This window comes from Alterluteimonas muca, assembly GCF_021191595.1.
In the GTDB taxonomy this organism is placed as follows: Bacteria; Pseudomonadota; Gammaproteobacteria; order Xanthomonadales; family Xanthomonadaceae; genus Luteimonas; species Luteimonas muca.
Genome location: NZ_JAIWPS010000004.1, coordinates 141172 through 161523, shown reverse-complemented (window position 1 = coordinate 161523; position 20352 = coordinate 141172). Strand labels below are relative to the sequence as shown.

Below are 20352 nucleotides of genomic sequence, written 5' to 3'. Positions count from 1 at the left end.
CCCGGTGGCGCCGGCAACGGGTCGCCCCCTTCGGTGTGCTGGGGCTATAATCGCGTTCTTTGCCGCATCCCGACCCGGGCGGCCGCTGTAACCACGTCCGGGCCGTCTCCCGCCCCCTCTATCCGAGCCCAAACCCCCGACGTGGACAGTCTTCTCAAGCAGTTCGCCCAGTCTTCCCAGCTCGGCGCCAACGCCGCCTATATCGAGGATCTGTACGAGCAGTACCTCGTGGATCCCGACAGCGTCGGCACCAAGTGGAAAACCTGGTTCGACGGCTTCAAGGGGCGGGAGGCCGGCGACGTGCCGCACTCGGTGGTCATGGACGCGGTCGCCCGCGCCGGCCGCGAGGCCAAGGCCGGTGTCATCACCGCTGCCGGCGGCAACGGCGGCGACCTCGACGCCCAGCGCAAGCAGGGCTCGGTACTCAAGCTGATCACCGCCTACCGTTCGCGCGGCCACCTGCAGGCGGATACCGATCCGTTGGGCATGGCCGAGAAGATCGACGCCCCCGACCTCGAGCTGCCCTTCCACGGCCTGTCCGACGCCGACCTCGACACCGAGTTCGCCACTGGACCCGGCGGCGGCACCAGCACCTTCGGTGGTGCGCCGCGCATGCGCCTGCGCGAGCTGCTGGCGCTGCTCAAGGCCACCTATGCCGGCCCGATCGGCGCCGAATTCATGCACATTCCGCAGGCCGACCAGCGCCGCTGGATGTACGAGCGCATGGAAAAGGCCGGCGGCCGCTTCAGCCACACCCCCGACGAGCAGCGCAGGATCCTCGAGCGCCTGACCGCGGCCGAGGGCCTGGAGCGCTACCTGCACACCAAGTACGTCGGACAGAAGCGCTTCTCGCTGGAGGGCGGTGATTCGCTGATCCCGCTGCTCGACACCGTGATCCGCAGCGCCGGCAACGACGGCGTCAAGGACATCGTGATCGGCATGGCCCACCGCGGCCGCCTCAACGTGCTGGTCAACACCCTTGGCAAGAGCCCGCGCCGGCTGTTCGACGAGTTCGAAGGCAAGTTCGAGCACAACGCGCTCGCGCTGGCCGGCGACGTCAAGTACCACATGGGCTTTTCCGCCGATGTCGCCACCGATGGCGGGCCGGTGCACCTGGCGCTGGCGTTCAACCCGTCGCACCTGGAGATCGTCGACCCGGTGGTCGCCGGCTCGGTGCGTTCGCGCCAGGAGCGCCGTGGCGATACCGACCGCCGCAAGGTGATGCCGATCCTGATCCACGGCGACGCCGCGTTCGCCGGGCAGGGCGTGGTGATGGAGCTGTTCCAGATGTCGCAGGCGCGTGGCTTCGCCGTCGGCGGCACCGTGCACGTGGTGGTCAACAACCAGGTCGGATTCACCACCAGCAACCGCGAGGACGCGCGTTCCACGCTGTACTGCACGGACGTGGCGAAGATGATCGCCGCCCCGGTGCTGCACGTGAATGCCGACGACCCGGAAGCCGTCGCCTTCGCCGCGCGCCTGGCCTACGACTTCCGCCAGGAATTCCGCAAGGACGTGGTCATCGACCTGGTGTGCTACCGCCGCCACGGCCACAACGAGGCCGACGAGCCGGCGATCACCCAGCCGGTGATGTACCAGATCATCCGCAAGCACAAGACCACCCGCGAGCTCTATGCCGAGCAGCTGGAAGGCGCCGGCGTGCTGCCTGCCAAGGCGGGCCAGGCGCTGGTGGATGCCTACCGCGACAAGCTCGATTCCGGCGAGGTCACCACCGAGCTGGCCAAGGTGGAGAAGACGCCGCCGGAGAGCCGCCTGTTCGTCGACTGGGGCACGCTGGTGTCCGGCAGGCTCAGCGACGACACCAGCACCGCGGTCGGGCTGTCGAAGCTGACGTCCCTGGCGCAGGCGATCACCCGCATCCCGGACGACGTGCAGTTGCATGCGCGCGTGTCCAAGGTCTATGACGACCGCCGGAAGATGGCCGCGGGTGAAGCGCCGGCCGACTGGGGCTTCGCCGAGAACCTCGCCTACGCCACCCTGCTCGACGAGGGCTTCGGCCTGCGCCTGGTGGGCCAGGACGTCGGCCGCGGCACGTTCTCGCACCGCCACGCGATCCTGCACGACCAGAAGACCGACACCTACCACCTGCCGCTGCGCCAGCTGGTGGATTCGCCGGAGCGTGCCACCGTCATCGACTCGCTGCTGAGCGAGGAAGCGGTGATGGCCTACGAGTACGGCTTCTCCACCACCGACCCGAACACCCTGTGCATCTGGGAAGGCCAGTTCGGCGACTTCGCCAACGGCGCCCAGGTGGTGATCGACCAGTTCATCGCCTCGGGCGAGGCCAAGTGGGGCCGCATCAGCGGGCTCACCCTGCTGCTGCCGCACGGCTACGAAGGCCAGGGCCCCGAGCACAGCTCGGCGCGCCTGGAGCGCTTCCTGCAGCTGTGCGCGCTCGACAACATGCTCGTGTGCGTGCCGTCGACCCCGGCGCAGGCGTTCCACATGCTGCGCCGGCAGATGCACATGACCACCCGCAAGCCGCTGGTGGTGATGAGCCCGAAGTCGCTGCTGCGCCACAAGCTCGCGGTGTCGAGCCTGGAGGAACTCGCCAACGGCGAATTCCGGCACCTGATCGGCGACGCCTCGGCCGACCCGAAGAAGGTCAAGCGCGTGGTGCTGTGCTCGGGCAAGGTCTACTACGACCTGCTCGAGGATCGGGAAAAGCGCGGCCAGGACGACGTGGCCCTCGTGCGCGTCGAACAGCTCTACCCGTTCCCGCGCGAAGCGCTCACCGCTGAACTCGGCCGTTACGGCAAGGCCACCAGCGTGGTCTGGTGCCAGGAAGAGCCGCAGAACCAGGGCGCGTGGTACCAGATCCGCCACCACCTGCAGGCCTGCGTGCCGGCCGGCCTCGAGCTGCACTACGCCGGCCGCCAGCGCTCGCCCTCGCCCGCCGTCGGCCACTTCGCCGACCACGTCGCCGAGCAGCAGAAGCTGGTCGCCGACGCCCTCGCCTCGCCCGTCGGCAGCGTCTTCGCCGCCGACTGACCCCCCACACCGATTACGACCAGGACGCATCAACACATGGCCACCGAGATCAAGGTACCGGTACTCCCCGAATCCGTTTCCGACGCCACCATCGCCACCTGGCACAAGAAGGTGGGCGACAGCGTCGCGCGCGACGAGAACATCGTCGACCTCGAGACCGACAAGGTCGTGCTCGAGGTCCCCTCGACCGTCGAGGGCGTGATCAAGGAGCTGAAGTACGCCGAGGGTGACACCGTCACCAGCCAGCAGGTGCTGGCGATCATCGAGGAAGGCGCCGCCCCGGCGAAGTCGGCCGAGGCGCCGAAGGCCGAGCCGGCCGCCGGTGCCGAGCAGGTGCAGCCGAAGGCCGAGGCCGCGAAGGCCGAAGCCGCCGCGCCCGCTTCCACCCGTCCCGCCCCGGTCTCCGGCGGCGCCGCTGACCTGCCGCCGGGCGCACGCTTCACCGCCGTGACCCAGGGCATCGATCCGTCGCAGGTCGAAGGCACCGGCCGCCGTGGCGCGGTCACCAAGGAAGACCTGGTGAACTACGCCAGCGGCAAGACCCCCGGGGTGTCCGGTGGCGCGCGTCCGGAAGAGCGCGTGCCGATGACCCGCATCCGCAAGCGCATCGCCGAGCGCCTGATGCAGTCCAAGGACTCCATCGCCATGCTGACCTCGTTCAACGAGGTCAACCTCGGCAAGGTGATGGCCCTGCGCAAGCAGCTGGGCGAACAGTTCCAGAAGGACCACGGCATCAAGCTCGGCTTCATGAGCTTCTTCGCCAAGGCCGCCGCCAACGCGCTGGCGAAGTACCCGGTGGTCAACGCCTCGGTCGACGGCGACGACATCATCTATCACGGCTACGCCGACATCTCGATCGCGGTCTCCACCGACCGCGGCCTGGTGACGCCGGTGCTGCGCAACGTCGAGCGCATGGGCTTTGCCGACGTGGAGAAGTCGATCGCCGACTACGCGACCAAGGCGCGTGACGGCAAGCTGGCGCTGGACGACCTGCAGGGCGGCACCTTCACCATCACCAACGGCGGGACCTTCGGGTCGCTGATGTCGACGCCGATCGTCAACCCGCCGCAGTCGGCGATCCTGGGCATGCACGCGATCAAGGAGCGCGCGATCGTCGAGAACGGCCAGGTCGTCGCCGCGCCGATGATGTACATCGCGCTGTCCTACGACCACCGCATCATCGACGGCAAGGACGCGGTGCTGTTCCTGGTCGACATCAAGAACCAGCTCGAGAACCCGCACCGCATGCTGCTGGGCCTGTAAAGTTCTGGGCCCTCTTCCGCTCGCGGAGAGGCGCGCCCCCATCCGGCGCTGCGCGCCACCTTCTCCCGCACGCGGGAGAAGGGATCAAGCAAGGAAACGAACATGGCTGAACAATTCGACGTCGTCGTCATCGGTGCCGGTCCGGCCGGCTACCACGCCGCCATCCGCGCCGCACAGCTGGGCATGAAGACCGCCTGCATCGATGCCGCGCTCGGCAAGGACGGCAAGCCGGCGCTGGGCGGCACCTGCCTGCGCGTGGGCTGCATCCCGTCCAAGGCGCTGCTGGACTCCTCGCGCCAGTTCCACAACCTGCAGCATGTGTTCGAACAGCACGGCATCACCGCGAAGGATCCGCAGATCGACGTCGAGAAGATGGTCGGCCGCAAGGACGCCATCGTGAAGCAGTTCACCGGCGGCATCGCGCAGCTGTTCAAGGCCAACAAGGTCACCCCGTACTACGGCTTCGCCACCCTGCACGCCGATCGCCTGGTCAAGGTGAAGCAGCACGACGGCAGCGAGATCGAGCTCACCGGCACCAACGTCATCATCGCAGCCGGCTCGGATTCGATCGAGCTGCCGTTCGCGAAGTTCGACGGCGAGACCATCGTCGACAACGTCGGTGCACTCGATTTCACCGAAGTGCCCAGGCGCTTGGCGGTGATCGGCGCCGGCGTGATCGGCCTGGAGCTGGGCAGCGTGTGGAAGCGGCTCGGGGCCGAGGTGGTGATCCTCGAGGCGATGCCGGACTTCCTGGCCGCCGCCGATGCCGAGGTCTCGAAGGTCGCCGCGCGCGAGTTCAGGAAGCAGGGCCTGGATATCCGCCTGGGCGCCAAGGTCTCGAAGGCCGAAGTCACCGGCAAGGGCAAGAAGAAGGAAGTGCAGGTCACCTTCGCCGACAAGGCCGGCGAACAGACCATCACCGTCGACAAGCTGCTGGTCGCCGTAGGCCGCAAGGCGGCGTCGAAGGGCCTGCTGGCGGAAGGCTCAGGCGTGAAGCTCACCGAGCGCGGCCAGATCGAGGTCGACGAGCATTGCCACACCGGCGTCGACGGCGTCTGGGCCGTGGGTGACTGCGTGCGCGGCCCGATGCTGGCGCACAAGGGCTTCGAGGAAGGCATCGCGGTCGCGGAACTCATCGCCGGCCTGCCGGGCCACGTCAACTTCGACACCATTCCCTGGGTGATCTACACCGAGCCGGAGCTGGCCTGGGTCGGCAAGACCGAGCAGCAGCTGAAGGAAGAAGGCGTGCCGTACAAGTCGGGCAGCTTCCCCTTCGCCGCCAACGGCCGCGCCGTGGCCATGGTCGAGCCGGCGGGCTTCGTCAAGGTGCTGGCGCATGCCGAAACCGACCGCGTGCTGGGCATGCACCTGGTCGGCGCCAACGTCTCCGAGCTGGTGCACGAGGGCGTGCTGACGATGGAGTTCAAGGGCTCCGCCGACGACCTGGCACGCATCTGCCACGCCCACCCCACCCTGTCGGAAGTGGTCCACGACGCCGCGATGGCGGTCGACAAGCGCGCGATCCACAAGGCGAACTGACACCACGGCCGCCGGGCGCGCCCGGCGCCACCGCGGTGCATGCGACACAGGCGCCGGGCTCTTGCCCGGCGTCCGCATTTCTCCCCCTGCGTTTTCCTTCCAGCACGGCACACCCATATGCGAAGCATCTGCGTCTACTGCGGCTCCAACAGCGGCGCCCGCCCCATCTACGCCGAACAGGCGATCGCGCTGGGCACGCGCATGGCCCGCGACGGCATCCGCCTGGTCTATGGCGGCGGCAACATCGGCCTGATGGGCACGATCGCAGACGCGGTGCTCGAAGCCGGTGGCGAGGTGACGGGCATCATCCCGAAGCAGCTGGTGGACATGGAAGTGGCGCACCGCGGCCTGACCGGGCTCGAGGTGGTGGGCTCGATGCACGAGCGCAAGCTGCGGATGTTCGATCTCGCCGATGGCTTCGTGGCGATGCCGGGCGGCTTCGGCACGCTGGAGGAAGTGGTGGAAATGCTGACCTGGCGGCAGCTGGGCATCAGCGAGAAGCCCTGCGCGTTCCTGGACGTGGAGGGTTACTACCAGCCGCTGATCGCGATGATGGACCGCATGGTCGAGGAGCGCTTCCTGCATCCTGCACAGCGCGAGGACATGTGGACCGGCCGCGACATCGAGGCGATGCTCGACTGGATGAAGTCCTACGAACCCGCGCAGGCGACCAAGTGGCTGAGCGAGAAGCACAGCCGCGAACTGCGCTGAACCGACCGGAGCAATGCCATGACCATCCCCACCGGCTTCCGTGCCTTCCGTATCCACGATGACGCACAGGGGTATCGCAGCGGCGTCGAAACGGTGGCGCTCGACGACCTTTCACCGGGCGAAGTGGTGATCCGCACGGCGTACTCCTCGGTCAACTTCAAGGATGCGCTGGCCGGCACCGGCAAAGGAAAGATCCTGCGCCGCTTCCCGCTGGTCGGTGGCATCGACGTCGCCGGGCACGTGGTCGCGTCCACCGATCCCGCCTTCAGCGAAGGCGACGAGGTGCTGGTGACCGGCTGCGGGCTGAGCGAAACCCGCGACGGTGGTTATTCCGAATACGCGCGTGTCGAGGCCAAGTGGGCGGTCAGGCTGCCGGCCGGCCTGTCGCTGCGCGACTCGATGGTGCTGGGCACTGCCGGCTTCACCGCGGCACTGGCCCTGCTGCGCCTGACCGAGAACCACCAGCATCCCGGCCTCGGCCCGCTGGCGGTCACCGGCGCCACCGGCGGCGTCGGCTCGCTTGCGGTCGACATCTTCTCCAGCGCCGGTTACGAGGTGCACGCGGTGAGCGGCAAGCCGGCCCAGGCCGCCTATCTCAAGGAGATCGGCGCGACCGAGGTCATCGGCCGCGATGCGCTGGCAACCGGCCGGCCGATGGAATCCGCGCGCTTCGGCGGCGGCCTCGACAACGTCGGTGGCCCCATGCTGGCCAGCCTGCTGGCGCAGACCGTGCCCTACGGCAATGTCGCAAGCGCAGGCCTTGCCGCGAGCCACGAGCTGCCGACGACGGTGATGCCCTTCATCATCCGCGGCGTCTCGCTGCTGGGCGTGGCATCGGCCGGCACCGCGCGCGACATCCGCGATGAGGTCTGGAAGCGCCTGGCCGGCGAATGGAAGCCGCGGCACCTTGACCGCATCCTCCAGCACGAAGCGACACTCGACACGTTGCCCTCCGTGTTCGAGCGAATGCTCGCCGGTGGCTCGCTCGGGCGCACGCTGGTACGCATCGGCTGAGTCGGCGCGCATCGTCCACGCACGCACTGCATCCGCTTGCCGGGTGTAGTGGCGCGGCTACAATCTCCGCTCGCAACCCGGAACATCCCATGGCGCGCATCCTGATCGTCGACGACTCACCTTCCCAGCTTGCGGGCATCCGCCGCATCGTGGAGAAGCTCGGCCATCAGCCGCTGACCGCCGAGGACGGACAGGCCGGCGTGGACGCCGCCAAGCGCGAGTTGCCGGACCTGGTCCTGATGGACGTGGTGATGCCCAATCTCAACGGCTTCCAGGCGACCCGTTCGATCAGCCGCGAGGCGACGACGAAGCACATCCCGGTGGTGCTGATCACCACCAAGGACCAGGAAACCGACCGCATCTGGGGCATGCGCCAGGGCGCGCGCGGCTACCTCACCAAGCCCTTCACCGAGGACGAGCTGGGCGACGTCATCTCCAGCACGCTGGGCGCCGGCGACATCCCGGTCTGAGGAGCAGCCCGGCTGGCCGCCTACGCGCGCCAGCCCTCGCCGAACGCGGCCTGCAGCGCCTCGTAGGCCTCGCGCTGGGCATCGGTCTGCGGCTTCGGCGCCAGCACCTCGAGTTCGACGATCTGGTCGCCCGCCGGTGCGCCGCGCGTGCCGGGTAGCCCACGCCCGCGCAGGCGCAGTCGCCGGCCGGCTTCCGAACCCGCGGGAATCCTGAGCTCCACCGGGCCGCCAAGCGTCGGTGCGCTCACTGTCGCCCCCAGCGCAGCCTCCCATGGCGCGACCGCCAGCACATGGATGACGTTGCCGCCATCGACCTCGAATTGCGGATGCGCGGCGTACTCGACCTCCAGCAGCAGGTCGCCGTGGCTGCCCTGCCCGCGCAGGCGGATCACCTGCCCGGGGCGGATGCCACGCGGCACGTTGACGTCGAGCGAGCGCCCGTTGACCGCGATGCGCACGCTGTTGCCGTGGTAGACCGCGTCCAGCGGCACCGCGAGCTTGGCGCGGGTGTCGCCGCGCGGCGCCTGCGCGCCCGGCCCCGGCCCGCCGCCGAAACCGCGGCGGCGACCGAACAGTTCCTCGAAGAAATCGCTGAAACCGCCACCGTCACCGCCGGCGAAGATCTCCTCGGAATCGACACCGCCGGGGCCGCCAAAACCTCCGTGCGGGGTCTGCACCTCGTCGCCGGGCCGGTAGCCGCGCGCGCGAAGCTGGTCGTAGGCGGCGCGCTTCTGCGGGTCACGCAGGGCCTCGTAGGCCTCGTTGACCGCCTTGAACTGCTCTTCCGCATCCGCCGCCTTGCTGACGTCCGGATGGTATTTGCGGGCGAGCCTGCGATAGGCGGTCTTGAGCTCCGCCTCGTCCGCGCCGGGCTCGACGCCGAGTGTCCCGTAGTAGTCCTTGAACTGCATCGTGCGTGTTCGTCTGGAGGTTGCCCAGTGTAGTGCGTGGCCGGCGGTGCGCGGCCGACAGGGCGTAGCCGCACCGGGCGCGCAATGCGCCCGGTGCGGGCCCCGTTCCGCCGGCGTGGCGGCTGTGTTGCGTGCTTACTGCTGCGTCGGCAGCGTGCCCGGTCGTCCGACCTGGATCCGCCGCGGGGTGGTTTCCGGGCGCTTGGGGATGCTGATTTCCAGCACACCGTTGTGGCCGGACGCGGTGACGCCTTCGGGATCGGCACTGTCGGGCAGCGCGAAGCGGCGGTGGAAACTGCCGTAGCGGCGCTCGACGCGCGAAAAGCTGGTGCCCTCGTCGCGTGCCTCGGACTGGCGCTCGCCGCGGATGCTCAGGATGCCCTTGTCCATCAGCACCTCGACGTCCTCCGGGTCAACACCCGGCAGGTCGGCCAGGATCACGAAACGGTCGGCCTCTTCCTTGATGTCGACGCGCGGTGTCCACTGGCTGGTGACCACCGATGAACCGTCGCGGTCGTCATCGGTCTGGAAGAACTGGTTGAATGCCTGGCGCAGTTCGTCGTGCAGGCTGGGCTGGGTGGTGCCCTGCAGGGGATGGCGGATTGCATGTCTCATCGGTGTGTCCTCCGTTGCTGGATGGCGGCGCCGTGCGCCCGCCGTATGCCCGGGATGTAGCGTTTCCGCTGCGTCTTTCAAGGGTCACGTCGCGGCCCGGCATGGCGCGGCTAGACTGTGTTCACCCATTCCCCGAGGAGTTCCCATGAGCGTGCAGCCCGGCGACAGCATTCCCGAAGTGGTGCTGAAGTACATCAACGATGGCGTGCAGGCCATCGACACCCCCACCCTGTTCCAGAGCCGCAACATGGTGCTGTTCGCGGTGCCGGGGGCGTTCACCCCGACCTGCTCCGAACGCCACCTGCCGGGCTTCGTCGAGCACTTCGACGCGTTCCGCGCGCGCGGGGTCGAGGTCGCCTGCATCGCGGTCAACGACCCGTTCGTGATGCAGGCCTGGGGCCAGCAGCTCGGCGTGCCGGACGCGCTGCGCATGCTCTCGGACGGCAATGGTGATCTCGTGCGCGCGCTGGGCCTGGAGATGGATGCAAGCGCCTACGGGATGGGCCGACGTGCCAAGCGCTTCTCGCTGTATGCCGAGGACGGCGTGATCCGCCACCTGTTCGTGGAGGCGCCGGGCGAGTTCAAGGTCTCGAGCGCCGAGCACATGCTGGCGCAACTCGACCAGGCCGCCGACCGCCCCGCATCCTGAAGCGTTCACCGCTTCACCTGTGGGCAACGGCTGCTTCACGCCGGCTGACGGGGACGGGAGCGCAGAATGCGCGTGCGGCGCCAACGGTGTCCGCATCCCCCCTCAGGAGTCAGCGATGAACAACCAGACGCAGGGTCAGAACAACCAGCAGCAGAGCGGCCAGGACCAGCAGGGCCAGGGCCAGGGCGACCAGCAGCAGCGCCGTGAGACCCAGGGAATCCAGGACGAAGAGGAATAGCGCTCCCCTCCCCCAGGGACACCCCGACGCCCGGCATCAGCCGGGCGTTTCCGTTCCAGGATGTGCCGCCAGCGCCGCAGCCACGCGATCGAGCACCGGCTGCAATTGCGCGATGGCGGCGGGTTCGCGGTTGGCCATCAGGCCCGCCGCGCGGTCCGGCCCCGGAAGCGGACCGCGCCAGGCGAACGCAATCTGGTTGCGCATCCGGCTTTCCTCGACCACCAGCACCCGTTCGGCCCCGAACACCGCGTGCAGGCGCTCGACATGGACGTCGGCTTCGGCCACGAACAGGTTGACCGACAACGCACCGCCCGGTGCCAGCGCGGCATGGCAGTCGGCGTAGAAGCGCTGCGTCGACAGCACCGGCGGGATACCGGTCTCGTCATAGCCATCGACCAGCAGCACGTCGTAGCGCCCCGGGCGCGCGGCCACGAACGCGGCGCCGTCGTCGACTTCGACCCGCAGGCGCGCGTCGTCATCGGGAATGCCGAATTCCCGGCGCAGGCCGACCACCCACGGGTTGTTCTCGACCACCTCCAGCGTGGCTTCCGGGAAATGCCGATGGATGAACTTCACCTGCGATCCACCGCCCAGCCCGACCATGCCGATGCGCGGCCGCGCCGGTGCCCACAGCAGGGCCGCCAGCATCGTGCGCGTGTAGTCGATCAGCAGATGGTCGGGGTCGTCGGCGAGCATCCGGCTCTGGGTCTGGCTGCGGGTGAACTGCAGCGCGGCGTAGCGGCCGTAGCGCCGCACCGAAGGCCGGCGCAGGCGCCGTCCGGACGCGTCCACCGGCCCGCGCACGCGTTGCCACCAGCGCTGCAGCCATGCCGCGATGCTGCTGTTTCCCACGTTGGTTCCGCCTGCGTCGCCCACCGTTGATCCATGTTGCGGAAGGGCGCACAGCCTAGCGTGCGCACCGCGGGCGCGCGATGCGTGGACACGTCGATCGGCGTGGCCGCGCGCCGGGAAGCGCCGGTATGCTGCGGGGGTCCGGTTCCGGGGGGAAAGGATGGACCAGCACATCGACACGGCGACCGGCATGCCCGCTGCGGCGGCCGCCGCGCCACGGCGGATGTCACGGCTGCCGCGGCGCGTGTATCCGTTCCGCGTGCTCGGCATGGGCCTGGCCGGGGTTGCGGCGGCGGTGGTGCTGTACGAGCGCCAGGCCGGGTGGCCGGCGTGGGGCTGGATGCTGGCGATCGCACCGGCCTGCCGCGGCTGTGGCTGCGTTCGCTGCCGTGGATGCTCGGCGGCCTGCTCGCGACCGGCCTGGTCACCGGCTTCGCGGTGGCGCTGGATACCTCGATGGCGGTGATCGTGGCCTGCCTGCCGATGATGATCCTGCACACCATCGGCGTCGCGCTGGCCAGCCAGGACCTGGTGCAGCAGATCCGCGGCAAGAACCGCCAGCTCGACCAGCTCAGCCGCATCGATGGGCTCACCGGGGTGACCAGCCGCCGCCACTGGCAGCAGCAGGCCGAAGCGGTGTTCGCCGGCGCCCGCGCCGACGGCGGCGCGGCGCTGCTGATGATCGACATCGACCGTTTCAAGGACATCAACGACCGTGTCGGCCATGCCGCGGGCGACGGGATCCTGCGCGCGCTCGGCGAGATCCTGCTGCAGTTGCAGGCCCGGCCGGGCCTGGCGGGCCGCTACGGCGGCGATGAATTCGCGCTGGTGGTTCCCGCCGTGGACCGCGCCGCGGCGATGGCCCTGGCCGAACGCCTGCGCGCCACGGTGGTCGTGCGGACCGCCGGCGGGCCGGGCCCGGAAGCGACCATCAGCATCGGCCTGGCGATGGCCGATCCCGCGCAGCAGTCGCTCCGCGACTGGATCGAAGCCGCCGACGCCGCGCTGTACCGCGCCAAGGGCAGCGGACGCAACCGGGTGGAGGCATCGCCGGGTTGACGTGGCGGAATGTCGCGATGGCCGGTTGCCCGCGGCTTGCGCCGGATCAAGTCCCGGCGCACCGGGTTGCCTAGACTGTGCGCATGCAGACCCGTTACCGCGCCACCCCCCGGACCACCGATGTGGTGATCGTCGGCGCCGGCCCCGCCGGGCTGGCACTGGCCTGTGCGCTCGCTCCGCTCGGACTGCGCGTGGAGCTGGTGGAACGCCAGCCACTGTCCGCCGTGGCGGAACCGGCGTTCGATGGCCGCGAGATCGCGCTCACCCACGCCTCGATGCGGCTGCTGCGCGAGCTGGGCATCGCGGCGCACATCCCGGCGGCCGCGATGTCGCCTCTGCGGATTGCACGGGTGATCGAGCGCGACGTCGCACGCGAGCTGCAGGTGCATACCGGTGACACCGGCCACGACCGGCTCGGCAGCCTGGTGTCGAACCGGGTCATCCGCGCGGCGGCGTGGCAGGCCGCGCAGGCGCTGCCCGACGTGCAGGTGCACGCGGGCGCGGTGGTGGATGCCGTACACACCGATGCCCGCGCCGCCGAAGTGCGCCTGGCCGACGGCCGCGTGCTGCGCGCCGGCCTCCTGGTGGCCGCGGACAGCCGGATGTCGCAGACCCGACAGGCGCTCGGCATCGGCGCGCGGATGCACGACTCCGGTCGCCACATGCTGATGTGCCGGATGCACCACGGGGTCGCCAACGATGGCGCGGCCTGGCAGTGGTTCGGCGATGCGCAGACACGTGCGCTGCTGCCGCTTGAGCCGCACCTGTCCTCGGTGGTGCTGACCCTCACCGGTGCCGAGGCGCAACGGATGGAGCGGCTCGACGACGACGCCTTCGCCCGCGAGGTCGAACAACGCTTCGAGCACCGCCTCGGCGCGATGGCCACGGCCAGCACGCGCCACCGCTATCCGCTGGTGACGGTGTACGCGCGCCGCTTCGTGGCCACGCGCGCGGCGCTGGTCGGTGATGCCGCGGTCGGCATGCATCCGGTCACCGCGCACGGCTTCAACCTCGGCCTCGCCAGCGTGGAACGCCTGGCGGGCACGGTGCGCGATTCACTGCAGCGGCACGCCGACCCCGCCGACCCGCGTGCGCTCGCGGCTTATCAGCGCCGCCACCGCCGGGGTTCGCTGCCGCTGTTCCTGGCGACCGCCACCGTCGCCGGCCTGTATGGCGACGACCGTGGTCCGGTGCGGCCGCTGCGTCGTGCCGCGCTCGAGGCTGCAGCGCGCACCGCCCCATTCCGGCGTGCGCTGGCGGCAGGGCTGGTCGACGACGGCCCGGTCGATCCCGGCGCAGCCGATCGCGTACGCGCCGCCCTGCGCTGGCTGCGACCCGGCTGACCCACACGGCACGCACCGCCGGGGTCATGGCCAGCGGCCCTCGCGCATGGGACCATGCGCCCCATGCAGACCATTCCGTTCGATCTCGAAGGCGACCACGTCGAACTCAACCAGCTGCTCAAGCTCGTCGGGCTGGTCGACAGCGGCGGTGCCGGCAAGGCGCTGGTGGCAGCGGGCGCCGTGCGTGTCGACGGCGCGGTCGAATCGCGCAAGACCGCGAAGATCCGCAGCGGCCAGGTGGTGCAGCTCCACGGCGTCGAGATCCGCATCAGCTGACGCGTCCGCATCGTCAGGCGCTTGCTGAACACGCCTTCAGCATGTCCACGGCACGCTGATGCCGCCCTCGCCAGCATGGCGGCATGACGACATCGAACGCAGCCGCCGGCGCGCGCGTCCGGCAATCCGAGTTCTTCCTGCACGACACCCGCCTGGTGGCGGCCTCGCCCTGCGACGTATGGGACCTGGTGATCGGCGACGGGCCGGTGGTGGCCGCCGCGGTCCATGACGGTCACGCGATGCGGCCGTCGCTCGAACAGCATCTCGCCATCGATACGCCCAGCCGGCGCCGCGACGAGGATCCGCTGACCGGGTTGCTCACCAGCGTCGGCGACGTGCGCCTGCGCGCGCGGCGCTCGCGCTTCGAGGTCGACCTCAACCGGCCACGCGACAAGGCGCTGTAGAGCAACCCCGAGGACACCTGGGGCATCCGCTTCTGGCGCGGCGAACTGCCGCGCGAGGAACTGCAGGCCTCGCTCGCCGTGCACGACCGCTTCTACGCGATGCTGACCGAACTTTTCGACGCCCTGCTCGAGCGCCATGGCAGCCTGCTGGTCATCGACCTGCACAGCTACAACCACCGCCGCGACGGACCGGACATCCACGCCCCGGCGGATGCCAATCCGGATATCGACCTCGGTGTCACCACCCTCGACCGCGCGCGCTGGGGCAAGGCCGTGCATGCATTCGCCGAAGCCATGCGCGCCGCACCGGTCGCGGGCGGCGCCCCCGACGTGCGCGAGAACGTGCGCTACCCCGGTGGCGGCCACTTCCCGGAATGGATCCACGCACGTTACGGCAGCAACATCTGCACGATTTCCATCGAATACAAGAAGACCTTCATGGACGAATGGACCGGGCATGCCGACATCGCCCGCCTCTACGACCTGCAGGCCGGGCTCGAGCAGGCGGTGGCCGCGGTGCGCGCGGAGTTCGGGCGGTGAACGCGACCGCAGCGACGCCAAGGCCGCTGCCGCCCATCGCCGCCGGGGTGGACGCCGCACTGGCACGGATGGACGCCGAGCTCGACTGGCTGATGGCGTTGTCGCCGGTCGGCAACGTCGAACTGTGGGAGGCCTTCGAAGGCAGCGGTCGCACCGCGATGCCGGAACTGCGCTATATCGACCTCGACATCGACCTGCATGCGGCGCGGCGCCGACTGCTGGAACTGCCGGTGGACCGGGTGGAATCCCCGTTGCTCTCCGGGCTTCTGGCCGAGAAGCAGCGCGAGCTGGACCGCCAGCTCGAACTGGTGCGCATGCGCGGCACCGACGGCTTCGTGAATGCAAGCATCGACCTGTTCGGTGGCGTGGAGCCGCCGTTGCTGGAACTCGCGCAGGAGATCCTGCGCGACGTCGAGCCGGGTGCACCGTTGCAGGCCGATGCCGGCATCGACGAATTCATGGCCGCGCTGGAAGCGGAGCTCGACTGGTACCACGACCGCTGCCCGGACTTCCACGCCGAGGTCGTGGTCGACACCGACCTCAACTCGCTGATGCTGGTCAACCACGGCACGTTCTATGTCGACGGCAACCTGCGCATCCCGCACGCGCGGGTGCAGCCGCTGATCCAGCACGAGATCGGCACCCATGTGGTGACACGCCACAACGGTGCGCGCCAGCCACTCACGCAACTGAAGGTGGGGCTGGCGCACTACGACCCGCTGCAGGAAGGCCTGGGCGTGCTGGCGGAGTTCCTGGCCGGCTACCTGCCCGGCGAACGGCTGCGGGTGCTCGCGGCGCGTGTGCTCGCAGTGCACATGGCACTGGAGGGCGAAGGCGTGCCGGCGATCTTCGACGCGCTGCACAACATCCACGGGCTGCCGACCGACGACGCCTTCGATGTCGCGGTGCGCGCGGTGCGCGGCGGTGGCCTCAGCAAGGACGCCGTCTACCTGCGCGGCCTGCGCGACCTCGTCGACTACCTCCATGACGACGGCGACTTCGAGGCGCTGCTGGTGGGCAAGTTCGCACTGTCGCACCGCGTGGTGCTCGACCAGCTGCTGGCCGAGGGCTGGGTGGTCGGCCCGGAGCTGCTGCCCCGCTACATGACCGATCCCGCCTTCGCCGACAGGCTCGCACTGTGCCGCAGCCTGCCCGTCCAGCACCTCTACCACATGGAACCCGCATCATGAGCCCCACCCCGATCGCGCTCGGCTTCGTCGTCAACGACATCGCCACCGAGCAGGAGAACTACACCACCATCCGGCTGGCCCGCCGTGCCTGCGCGCGCGGCCACCGCGTTGCGATCATCGGGCTCGGGGACTTCACCTACGACGCCACCGGTTGCGTGCGCGCATCGGCCTGCATCCCGCAGCGCTCCGACTATGCCGACGATGCCGGGCTGCTGGCCGAACTGCAGGGCGAGGGGGCGACGCGCGAGCGCATCTCGGTCGAGGACCTCGACGTGCTGATGCTGCGCAGCGATCCCGCCGAAGAACTCGAAAGCCGGCCATGGGCGCCGAACAGCGCATTGCTGTTCGCCCAGCTGGTCGCGGCACGCCATGTGATCGTCCTCAACGATCCGACGCGCCTGACCGACGCCAGCAACAAGACCTATTTCCAGCATTTCCCCGAGGAACTGCGCCCGGAAACCTGCATCACCCTGGACCCCGACGAGATCAAGTCGTTCATCGCCGCGCACGATGGCTACGGCGTGATCAAGCCGCTGCAGGGCTCGGGCGGCCAGAGCGTGTTCGTGGTGACCCCCGAAAGCGGCGCCAACCTCAACCAGATGATCGATGCGGTGGTGCGCGACGGCTACGCGATCGCGCAGGAATACCTGCCCCGGGCCGCCGACGGCGACCTGCGCCTGCTCACGCTCAACGGCCGCCCGCTGCAGGTGGATGGCACCTGGGCGTGCATCCGCCGCTACAACGACAGCGGCGACGCGCGCAGCAACATCAGCGCCGGCGGCAAGTACGAGGCCGCGGTGCCGGACGCGGATGCATTGCGCCTGGCGGAGATCGCCGCGCCGAAGCTGATCCGCGACGGCATGTACTTCGCCGGCCTCGATATCGTCGGCGACCGCATGATGGAGATCAACGTCGACACGCCCGGCGGCATCAACATGATCGAGGAGCTCACCGGCGTGGATTTCAGCGGCCACATCATCGCCGACCTCGAGCGCAAGGTGCGGCTGCGCGACCAGTACAACCGCACCCTGGGCAACGTCGAGCTGGCGATGCTGTAGCGCCGGAGCCGGTCAGGCCTTGCGCAGGAACTCGGTCTTCACCACCAGGCCCCTGATCTTCTCGGAGTGGCCTTCGACATGCGTCGGATCGCCATCGACCAGGCGGATGTTGCGGATCACCGTGCCCTGCTTGAGCGGGATCGAGGATCCCTTGACCTTGAGATCCTTGATCACCACCACGGTGTCGCCGGCGACCAGCGGATTGCCGTTGCTGTCGCGTACGGTGTCGCCGCTCTCGCCATCCGACGGCGCATCCGACCACTCGTGCCCACACTCCGGGCACACCAGCAGGCCACGATCGGCGTAGGCGTGGGCACCGCCACACTGTGGGCAGGCGGGTTGATCGGACATGTGTGCTCCAGCGACAAACGGCGGCGCATTGTATCGCTAGCCGCGCGGCGCAGCCCCCGAGCGCGCTGCGAGCACGCGTTGCACATCGGCCCAGCCAAGGCCGCGGGCGCGCAGCAGCACCACGAGGTGGTACACCAGGTCGGCGGCTTCGCCGAGCAGTGCATCGTCGTCCTGGGCGACCGCTGCGAGCGCGGTTTCGACACCTTCCTCGCCGACCTTCTGCGCGATGCGGCGCACACCGCCTGCGAACAGGCGTGCGGTGTAGCTCGCATCGGCCGGAGCATCCACCCGGGAAGCCACCAGCGCGTCCAGTGCCGCCACCACGTCGCCTGGCGCGTCGGCGAAGCAGCTGTCGCGTCCCAGATGGCAGGTCGGGCCCTGCGGTCGTGCGCGCACCAGCAGGCTGTCGGCGTCGCAGTCGGTCTCGATGGCGACGAGCCCGAGGGTATTCCCCGACGTCTCGCCCTTGGTCCACAGGCGATTGCGGCTGCGGCTGAAGAACGTCACCTGTCCCGTCCCGCAGGTCACCTGCAGGGCCTGGCGATCCATATAGCCGAGCATCAGCACGCGCATGTTGTCGGCGTCCTGCACCACGGCGGGCAACAGCCCGCCACTCTTGTTCCAGTCGAGGCTGTCGATGTCGATCATGGTGCTCATGCCGTGTCGCCGCGCAGAGGGAAGGAGGCACGGGCGTCCGGCGCTGCCCGCACCGCGATGCCGGCGCCGCGAAGATCGCGTTTGAGTTGCGGGATCGCGAGCGCACCGCTGTGGAACACGCTGGCGGCGAGCGCCGCGTCGGCATCGGCGTCGCGGAACACATCGACGAAATGCGCGGCCGTCCCCGCGCCTCCCGACGCCACCAGCGGTACGCGGCACACCGCGCGCGCGGCACGCAGCTGTTCGATGTCGTAGCCGTTGCGCACGCCGTCGCTGCCCATGCAGTTGAGGACGATCTCGCCGGCACCCAGCGCCTGCGCCTCGACGAGCCAATCCAGCGTGCGCCGCCCGGGCGCGCGTGTGCGCCCGGGATCACCGGTGTGGCTGCGCACACGCCACTCGCCGTCCGCCTCGCGGACCGAATCCACGCCCACCACGACGCACTGCACGCCGAATTCGGCAGCGAGCTCCCCGATCAGCGCCGGACGCTCGAGCGCGGGCGTGTTGATCGAGATCTTGTCGGCGCCGGCCTGGAGCACTGCGCGCGCGGTGGCGACGTCGCGGATGCCACCTGCCACGCAGAACGGGATGTCGAGCAGGCGCGACACGCGGCGGATCCACTCGCGATCCACCGAGCGCCCCTGGGGGCTTGCGGCGATGTCGTAGAACACCAGCTCATCGGCGCCGGCATCGCGGTAGCGCAGTGCAAGTTCGACGATGTCCCCCATGTCCACGTGGTCGCGGAAGCGCACGCCCTTGACCACGCGTCCGTCGAGCACGTCCAGGCAGGGCACGATGCGGCGGCTCAGCATCGCGCGGCCTCCAGCGCCTCGGCCACGGTGAACCGGCCTTCGAGCAGCGCACGGCCGAGCACGATCCCGGCGCAGCCCCGGGTGCGGGCGTCGCCGATGTCGTCGAGCCGGTGCACGCCGCCCGAGGCCTGCACCGAGAGCGACGATGCAATCCCGCGCAGATGCGCATACAGCGCGGGATTGGGGCCGGCGAGCATGCCGTCACGGTCGATGTCGGTGCTCAGCAGATGCACCAGCCCGGCCTGCGCATAACGCAGCGCCAGCGCATCCAGCGTCTCGCCACCGGTTTCGGTCCAGCCGTGCACCGGCAGCCGCCAGACGCCGAGGGCGTCGCGCCGCGTGTCGAGCGCGACGGTGATGCGGTCGGCGCCGAATTCCTGCAACCACGCTTCGACCAGCTCCGGACGGCGTACCGCGAGCGACCCGACCACCACGCGCGCAGCGCCCGCATCAAGCAGGGCGGCCACATCATCACGTGAACGCACGCCCCCGCCGGTCTGTACGCTCAGCCCGGTGCCGGCGATGATCGCCCGCAACAGGGGCCCCAGCGTGTAGTGGCCGACGCGCGCGGCATCGAGATCCACCAGGTGCAGCCATTGCGCACCCTGGTCGGCGTATTCGCGTGCCAGCGCGAGCGGTCCGTCGGCGTAGCGCGTCTCGCGGGCATAGTCGCCCTGGCGCAGGCGCACCACCCGCCCCTCGCGCACGTCGATCGCCGGATAGATGGTGAAGTCGTTGCTGGTCACAGTCCGTTCTCGATGAAATTGCGCAGCAGGCGCGCACCGACGTCGGCGGAGCGCTCCGGGTGGAACTGCGCACCCGCCACGTTGCCGCGCTGCACGACCGCGGCGAAGGTATCGCCATGCCGGCAGGCCAGCACGCAGTCATCGGTCACCGGCGCGGCGTAGCTGTGCACGAAATAGGCGTGTGCACCGTGTTCGATCCCCGCCACCAGCGGCGAGGGCCGCACCGGCGTCAGCGTGTTCCAGCCCATATGGGGGACCCGGACACCGTCGCGTTCCCGCAGGCGCATCACCCTGCCCGGCAGCAGCCCGAGGCAGGCGGTGTCGTCCTCGGCCGAATGCTCGAACAGCAACTGCATGCCCACGCACACGCCGAGCAGAGGCGTCCGCAGCTCGCGCAGCACGTTCACCAGTTCCAGCTCGCGCAAGCGCCGCATCACCGTCGCCGCAGTGCTCACCCCGGGCAGGATCACGCGATCGGCCGCGTGCAGGACCGCCGCGTCGGTGGTGAGTTCCGGCTCCACGCCAAGCCGCTGCAATGCGTACGCCACGGAGCCGAAGTTGGCGCCGCCGGCATCGACCACCGCGAGCCGCATCAGAGCACTCCCTTGGTGCTGGGAAGCCCGGCGCCCTCGCGACGCAATG

The 20352-nt window shown here is 69.6% G+C and carries 21 protein-coding genes and 1 pseudogene; 14 read left to right on the top strand and 8 right to left on the bottom strand.

Annotation, left to right across the window (positions count from 1 at the left end):
• Window positions 1–141: 141 nt before the first annotated feature.
• From LDO11_RS07795 to pilH, 6 genes are all read left to right on the top strand, one after another.
• Complete coding sequence (locus LDO11_RS07795; protein ID WP_232141025.1) at window positions 142–3012, top strand: 2-oxoglutarate dehydrogenase E1 component; 2871 nt, start codon at window positions 142–144, stop codon at window positions 3010–3012.
• A gap of 36 nt (window positions 3013–3048) precedes the next feature.
• Window positions 3049–4275, top strand: a complete 1227-nt coding sequence (sucB, locus tag LDO11_RS07790) for a dihydrolipoyllysine-residue succinyltransferase (protein WP_232141024.1) — start codon at window positions 3049–3051, stop codon at window positions 4273–4275.
• A gap of 102 nt (window positions 4276–4377) precedes the next feature.
• Complete coding sequence (gene lpdA, locus LDO11_RS07785; protein ID WP_232141023.1) at window positions 4378–5814, top strand: dihydrolipoyl dehydrogenase; 1437 nt, start codon at window positions 4378–4380, stop codon at window positions 5812–5814.
• A 117-nt stretch (window positions 5815–5931) separates the two neighbouring features.
• Entirely contained in the window at window positions 5932–6525 is a 594-nt protein-coding gene (locus LDO11_RS07780; RefSeq protein ID WP_129135996.1) for an LOG family protein, read from the top strand.
• A gap of 18 nt (window positions 6526–6543) precedes the next feature.
• Window positions 6544–7539 (top strand): oxidoreductase, encoded by a 996-nt coding sequence (locus tag LDO11_RS07775; protein WP_232141022.1) that lies wholly within the window; start codon window positions 6544–6546, stop codon window positions 7537–7539.
• 89 nt (window positions 7540–7628) lie between these two features.
• On the top strand, window positions 7629–8009 hold the full coding sequence (pilH, locus tag LDO11_RS07770) for a twitching motility response regulator PilH (RefSeq protein WP_232141021.1): 381 nt from the start codon (window positions 7629–7631) through the stop codon (window positions 8007–8009).
• Window positions 8010–8029: 20 nt separating this feature from the next.
• Here the strand turns inward: pilH and LDO11_RS07765 are convergent, their stop codons facing one another.
• Window positions 8030–8920: a DnaJ C-terminal domain-containing protein gene (locus LDO11_RS07765; RefSeq protein ID WP_232141020.1), complete on the bottom strand. Its 891-nt coding sequence runs from the start codon at window positions 8918–8920 to the stop codon at window positions 8030–8032.
• 135 nt (window positions 8921–9055) lie between these two features.
• Window positions 9056–9535, bottom strand: a complete 480-nt coding sequence (locus tag LDO11_RS07760) for an Hsp20/alpha crystallin family protein (RefSeq protein WP_129136000.1) — start codon at window positions 9533–9535, stop codon at window positions 9056–9058.
• 145 nt (window positions 9536–9680) lie between these two features.
• Here LDO11_RS07760 and LDO11_RS07755 point away from each other — a divergent pair, with 145 nt between their 5' ends.
• Together LDO11_RS07755 and LDO11_RS15715 are read left to right on the top strand one after the other, a co-directional pair.
• Entirely contained in the window at window positions 9681–10184 is a 504-nt protein-coding gene (locus LDO11_RS07755) for a peroxiredoxin (RefSeq protein ID WP_232141019.1), read from the top strand.
• Window positions 10185–10299: 115 nt separating this feature from the next.
• Window positions 10300–10422 (top strand): hypothetical protein, encoded by a 123-nt coding sequence (locus tag LDO11_RS15715; protein WP_255683339.1) that lies wholly within the window; start codon window positions 10300–10302, stop codon window positions 10420–10422.
• 36 nt (window positions 10423–10458) lie between these two features.
• Here the strand turns inward: LDO11_RS15715 and LDO11_RS07750 are convergent, their stop codons facing one another.
• Complete coding sequence (locus tag LDO11_RS07750) at window positions 10459–11274, bottom strand: spermine/spermidine synthase domain-containing protein (RefSeq protein WP_232141018.1); 816 nt, start codon at window positions 11272–11274, stop codon at window positions 10459–10461.
• A gap of 330 nt (window positions 11275–11604) precedes the next feature.
• On the opposite strand from LDO11_RS07750, the gene LDO11_RS07745 reads away from it, so the two are divergent.
• From LDO11_RS07745 to LDO11_RS07720, 6 genes and pseudogenes are all read left to right on the top strand, one after another.
• A complete protein-coding gene (locus tag LDO11_RS07745) occupies window positions 11605–12333 on the top strand; it encodes a GGDEF domain-containing protein (RefSeq protein ID WP_232141017.1) in 729 nt (242 codons plus the stop codon).
• A gap of 83 nt (window positions 12334–12416) precedes the next feature.
• A complete protein-coding gene (ubiM, locus tag LDO11_RS07740) occupies window positions 12417–13676 on the top strand; it encodes a 5-demethoxyubiquinol-8 5-hydroxylase UbiM (protein ID WP_232141016.1) in 1260 nt (419 codons plus the stop codon).
• Between the two features lie 63 nt (window positions 13677–13739).
• On the top strand, window positions 13740–13952 hold the full coding sequence (locus tag LDO11_RS07735; RefSeq protein WP_232141015.1) for an RNA-binding S4 domain-containing protein: 213 nt from the start codon (window positions 13740–13742) through the stop codon (window positions 13950–13952).
• Window positions 13953–14035: 83 nt separating this feature from the next.
• Window positions 14036–14896 (top strand): annotated as a pseudogene (locus LDO11_RS07730) (N-formylglutamate amidohydrolase).
• The gene (locus LDO11_RS07725) at window positions 14893–16086 is read left to right on the top strand and encodes a tyrosine/phenylalanine carboxypeptidase domain-containing protein (protein WP_232141014.1); all 1194 of its coding nucleotides are present in this window, start codon (window positions 14893–14895) and stop codon (window positions 16084–16086) included. Before LDO11_RS07730 ends, LDO11_RS07725 begins: the two are co-directional and overlap by 4 nt.
• Window positions 16083–17144: an ATP-grasp domain-containing protein gene (locus LDO11_RS07720; protein WP_232141013.1), complete on the top strand. Its 1062-nt coding sequence runs from the start codon at window positions 16083–16085 to the stop codon at window positions 17142–17144. Before LDO11_RS07725 ends, LDO11_RS07720 begins: the two co-directional genes overlap by 4 nt.
• Window positions 17145–17156: 12 nt before the next feature.
• On the opposite strand, the gene LDO11_RS07715 is transcribed toward LDO11_RS07720, so the two are convergent.
• The 5 genes from LDO11_RS07715 to hisH are packed head-to-tail and all read right to left on the bottom strand — an operon-like array spanning window position 17157 to window position 20306.
• Window positions 17157–17495 carry a zinc ribbon domain-containing protein YjdM gene (locus LDO11_RS07715; protein ID WP_232141012.1) on the bottom strand — a complete coding sequence of 113 codons (339 nt, stop codon included), beginning with the start codon at window positions 17493–17495 and terminating at the stop codon, window positions 17157–17159.
• A 36-nt stretch (window positions 17496–17531) separates the two neighbouring features.
• Window positions 17532–18152, bottom strand: coding sequence for a bifunctional phosphoribosyl-AMP cyclohydrolase/phosphoribosyl-ATP diphosphatase HisIE (gene hisIE, locus LDO11_RS07710; protein ID WP_129136008.1), 621 nt, complete (start codon window positions 18150–18152; stop codon window positions 17532–17534).
• Entirely contained in the window at window positions 18149–18964 is an 816-nt protein-coding gene (hisF, locus tag LDO11_RS07705) for an imidazole glycerol phosphate synthase subunit HisF (protein WP_129136009.1), read from the bottom strand. The genes hisIE and hisF overlap by 4 nt, the downstream gene beginning before the upstream one ends.
• Window positions 18958–19710 carry a 1-(5-phosphoribosyl)-5-[(5-phosphoribosylamino)methylideneamino]imidazole-4-carboxamide isomerase gene (gene hisA, locus LDO11_RS07700; RefSeq protein WP_232141011.1) on the bottom strand — a complete coding sequence of 251 codons (753 nt, stop codon included), beginning with the start codon at window positions 19708–19710 and terminating at the stop codon, window positions 18958–18960. Before hisA ends, hisF begins: the two co-directional genes overlap by 7 nt.
• Window positions 19707–20306, bottom strand: coding sequence for an imidazole glycerol phosphate synthase subunit HisH (hisH, locus tag LDO11_RS07695; RefSeq protein WP_232141092.1), 600 nt, complete (start codon window positions 20304–20306; stop codon window positions 19707–19709). Before hisH ends, hisA begins: the two co-directional genes overlap by 4 nt.
• Window positions 20307–20352: the final 46 nt, after the last annotated feature.

What these genes read in the sequence shown, in the direction of transcription:
- sucB (WP_232141024.1), top strand. Translation starts at nt 3,049, where the DNA reads ATGGCCACCGAGATCAAGGTACCGGTACTCCCCGAATCCGTTTCCGAC.
- lpdA (WP_232141023.1), top strand. Translation starts at nt 4,378, where the DNA reads ATGGCTGAACAATTCGACGTCGTCGTCATCGGTGCCGGTCCGGCCGGC.
- LDO11_RS07780 (WP_129135996.1), top strand. Translation starts at nt 5,932, where the DNA reads ATGCGAAGCATCTGCGTCTACTGCGGCTCCAACAGCGGCGCCCGCCCC.
- LDO11_RS07775 (WP_232141022.1), top strand. Translation starts at nt 6,544, where the DNA reads ATGACCATCCCCACCGGCTTCCGTGCCTTCCGTATCCACGATGACGCA.
- pilH (WP_232141021.1), top strand. Translation starts at nt 7,629, where the DNA reads ATGGCGCGCATCCTGATCGTCGACGACTCACCTTCCCAGCTTGCGGGC.
- LDO11_RS07765 (WP_232141020.1), bottom strand. Translation starts at nt 8,920, where the DNA reads ATGCAGTTCAAGGACTACTACGGGACACTCGGCGTCGAGCCCGGCGCG.
- LDO11_RS07760 (WP_129136000.1), bottom strand. Translation starts at nt 9,535, where the DNA reads ATGAGACATGCAATCCGCCATCCCCTGCAGGGCACCACCCAGCCCAGC.
- LDO11_RS07755 (WP_232141019.1), top strand. Translation starts at nt 9,681, where the DNA reads ATGAGCGTGCAGCCCGGCGACAGCATTCCCGAAGTGGTGCTGAAGTAC.
- LDO11_RS15715 (WP_255683339.1), top strand. Translation starts at nt 10,300, where the DNA reads ATGAACAACCAGACGCAGGGTCAGAACAACCAGCAGCAGAGCGGCCAG.
- ubiM (WP_232141016.1), top strand. Translation starts at nt 12,417, where the DNA reads ATGCAGACCCGTTACCGCGCCACCCCCCGGACCACCGATGTGGTGATC.
- LDO11_RS07735 (WP_232141015.1), top strand. Translation starts at nt 13,740, where the DNA reads ATGCAGACCATTCCGTTCGATCTCGAAGGCGACCACGTCGAACTCAAC.
- LDO11_RS07720 (WP_232141013.1), top strand. Translation starts at nt 16,083, where the DNA reads ATGAGCCCCACCCCGATCGCGCTCGGCTTCGTCGTCAACGACATCGCC.
- LDO11_RS07715 (WP_232141012.1), bottom strand. Translation starts at nt 17,495, where the DNA reads ATGTCCGATCAACCCGCCTGCCCACAGTGTGGCGGTGCCCACGCCTAC.
- hisIE (WP_129136008.1), bottom strand. Translation starts at nt 18,152, where the DNA reads ATGAGCACCATGATCGACATCGACAGCCTCGACTGGAACAAGAGTGGC.
- hisF (WP_129136009.1), bottom strand. Translation starts at nt 18,964, where the DNA reads ATGCTGAGCCGCCGCATCGTGCCCTGCCTGGACGTGCTCGACGGACGC.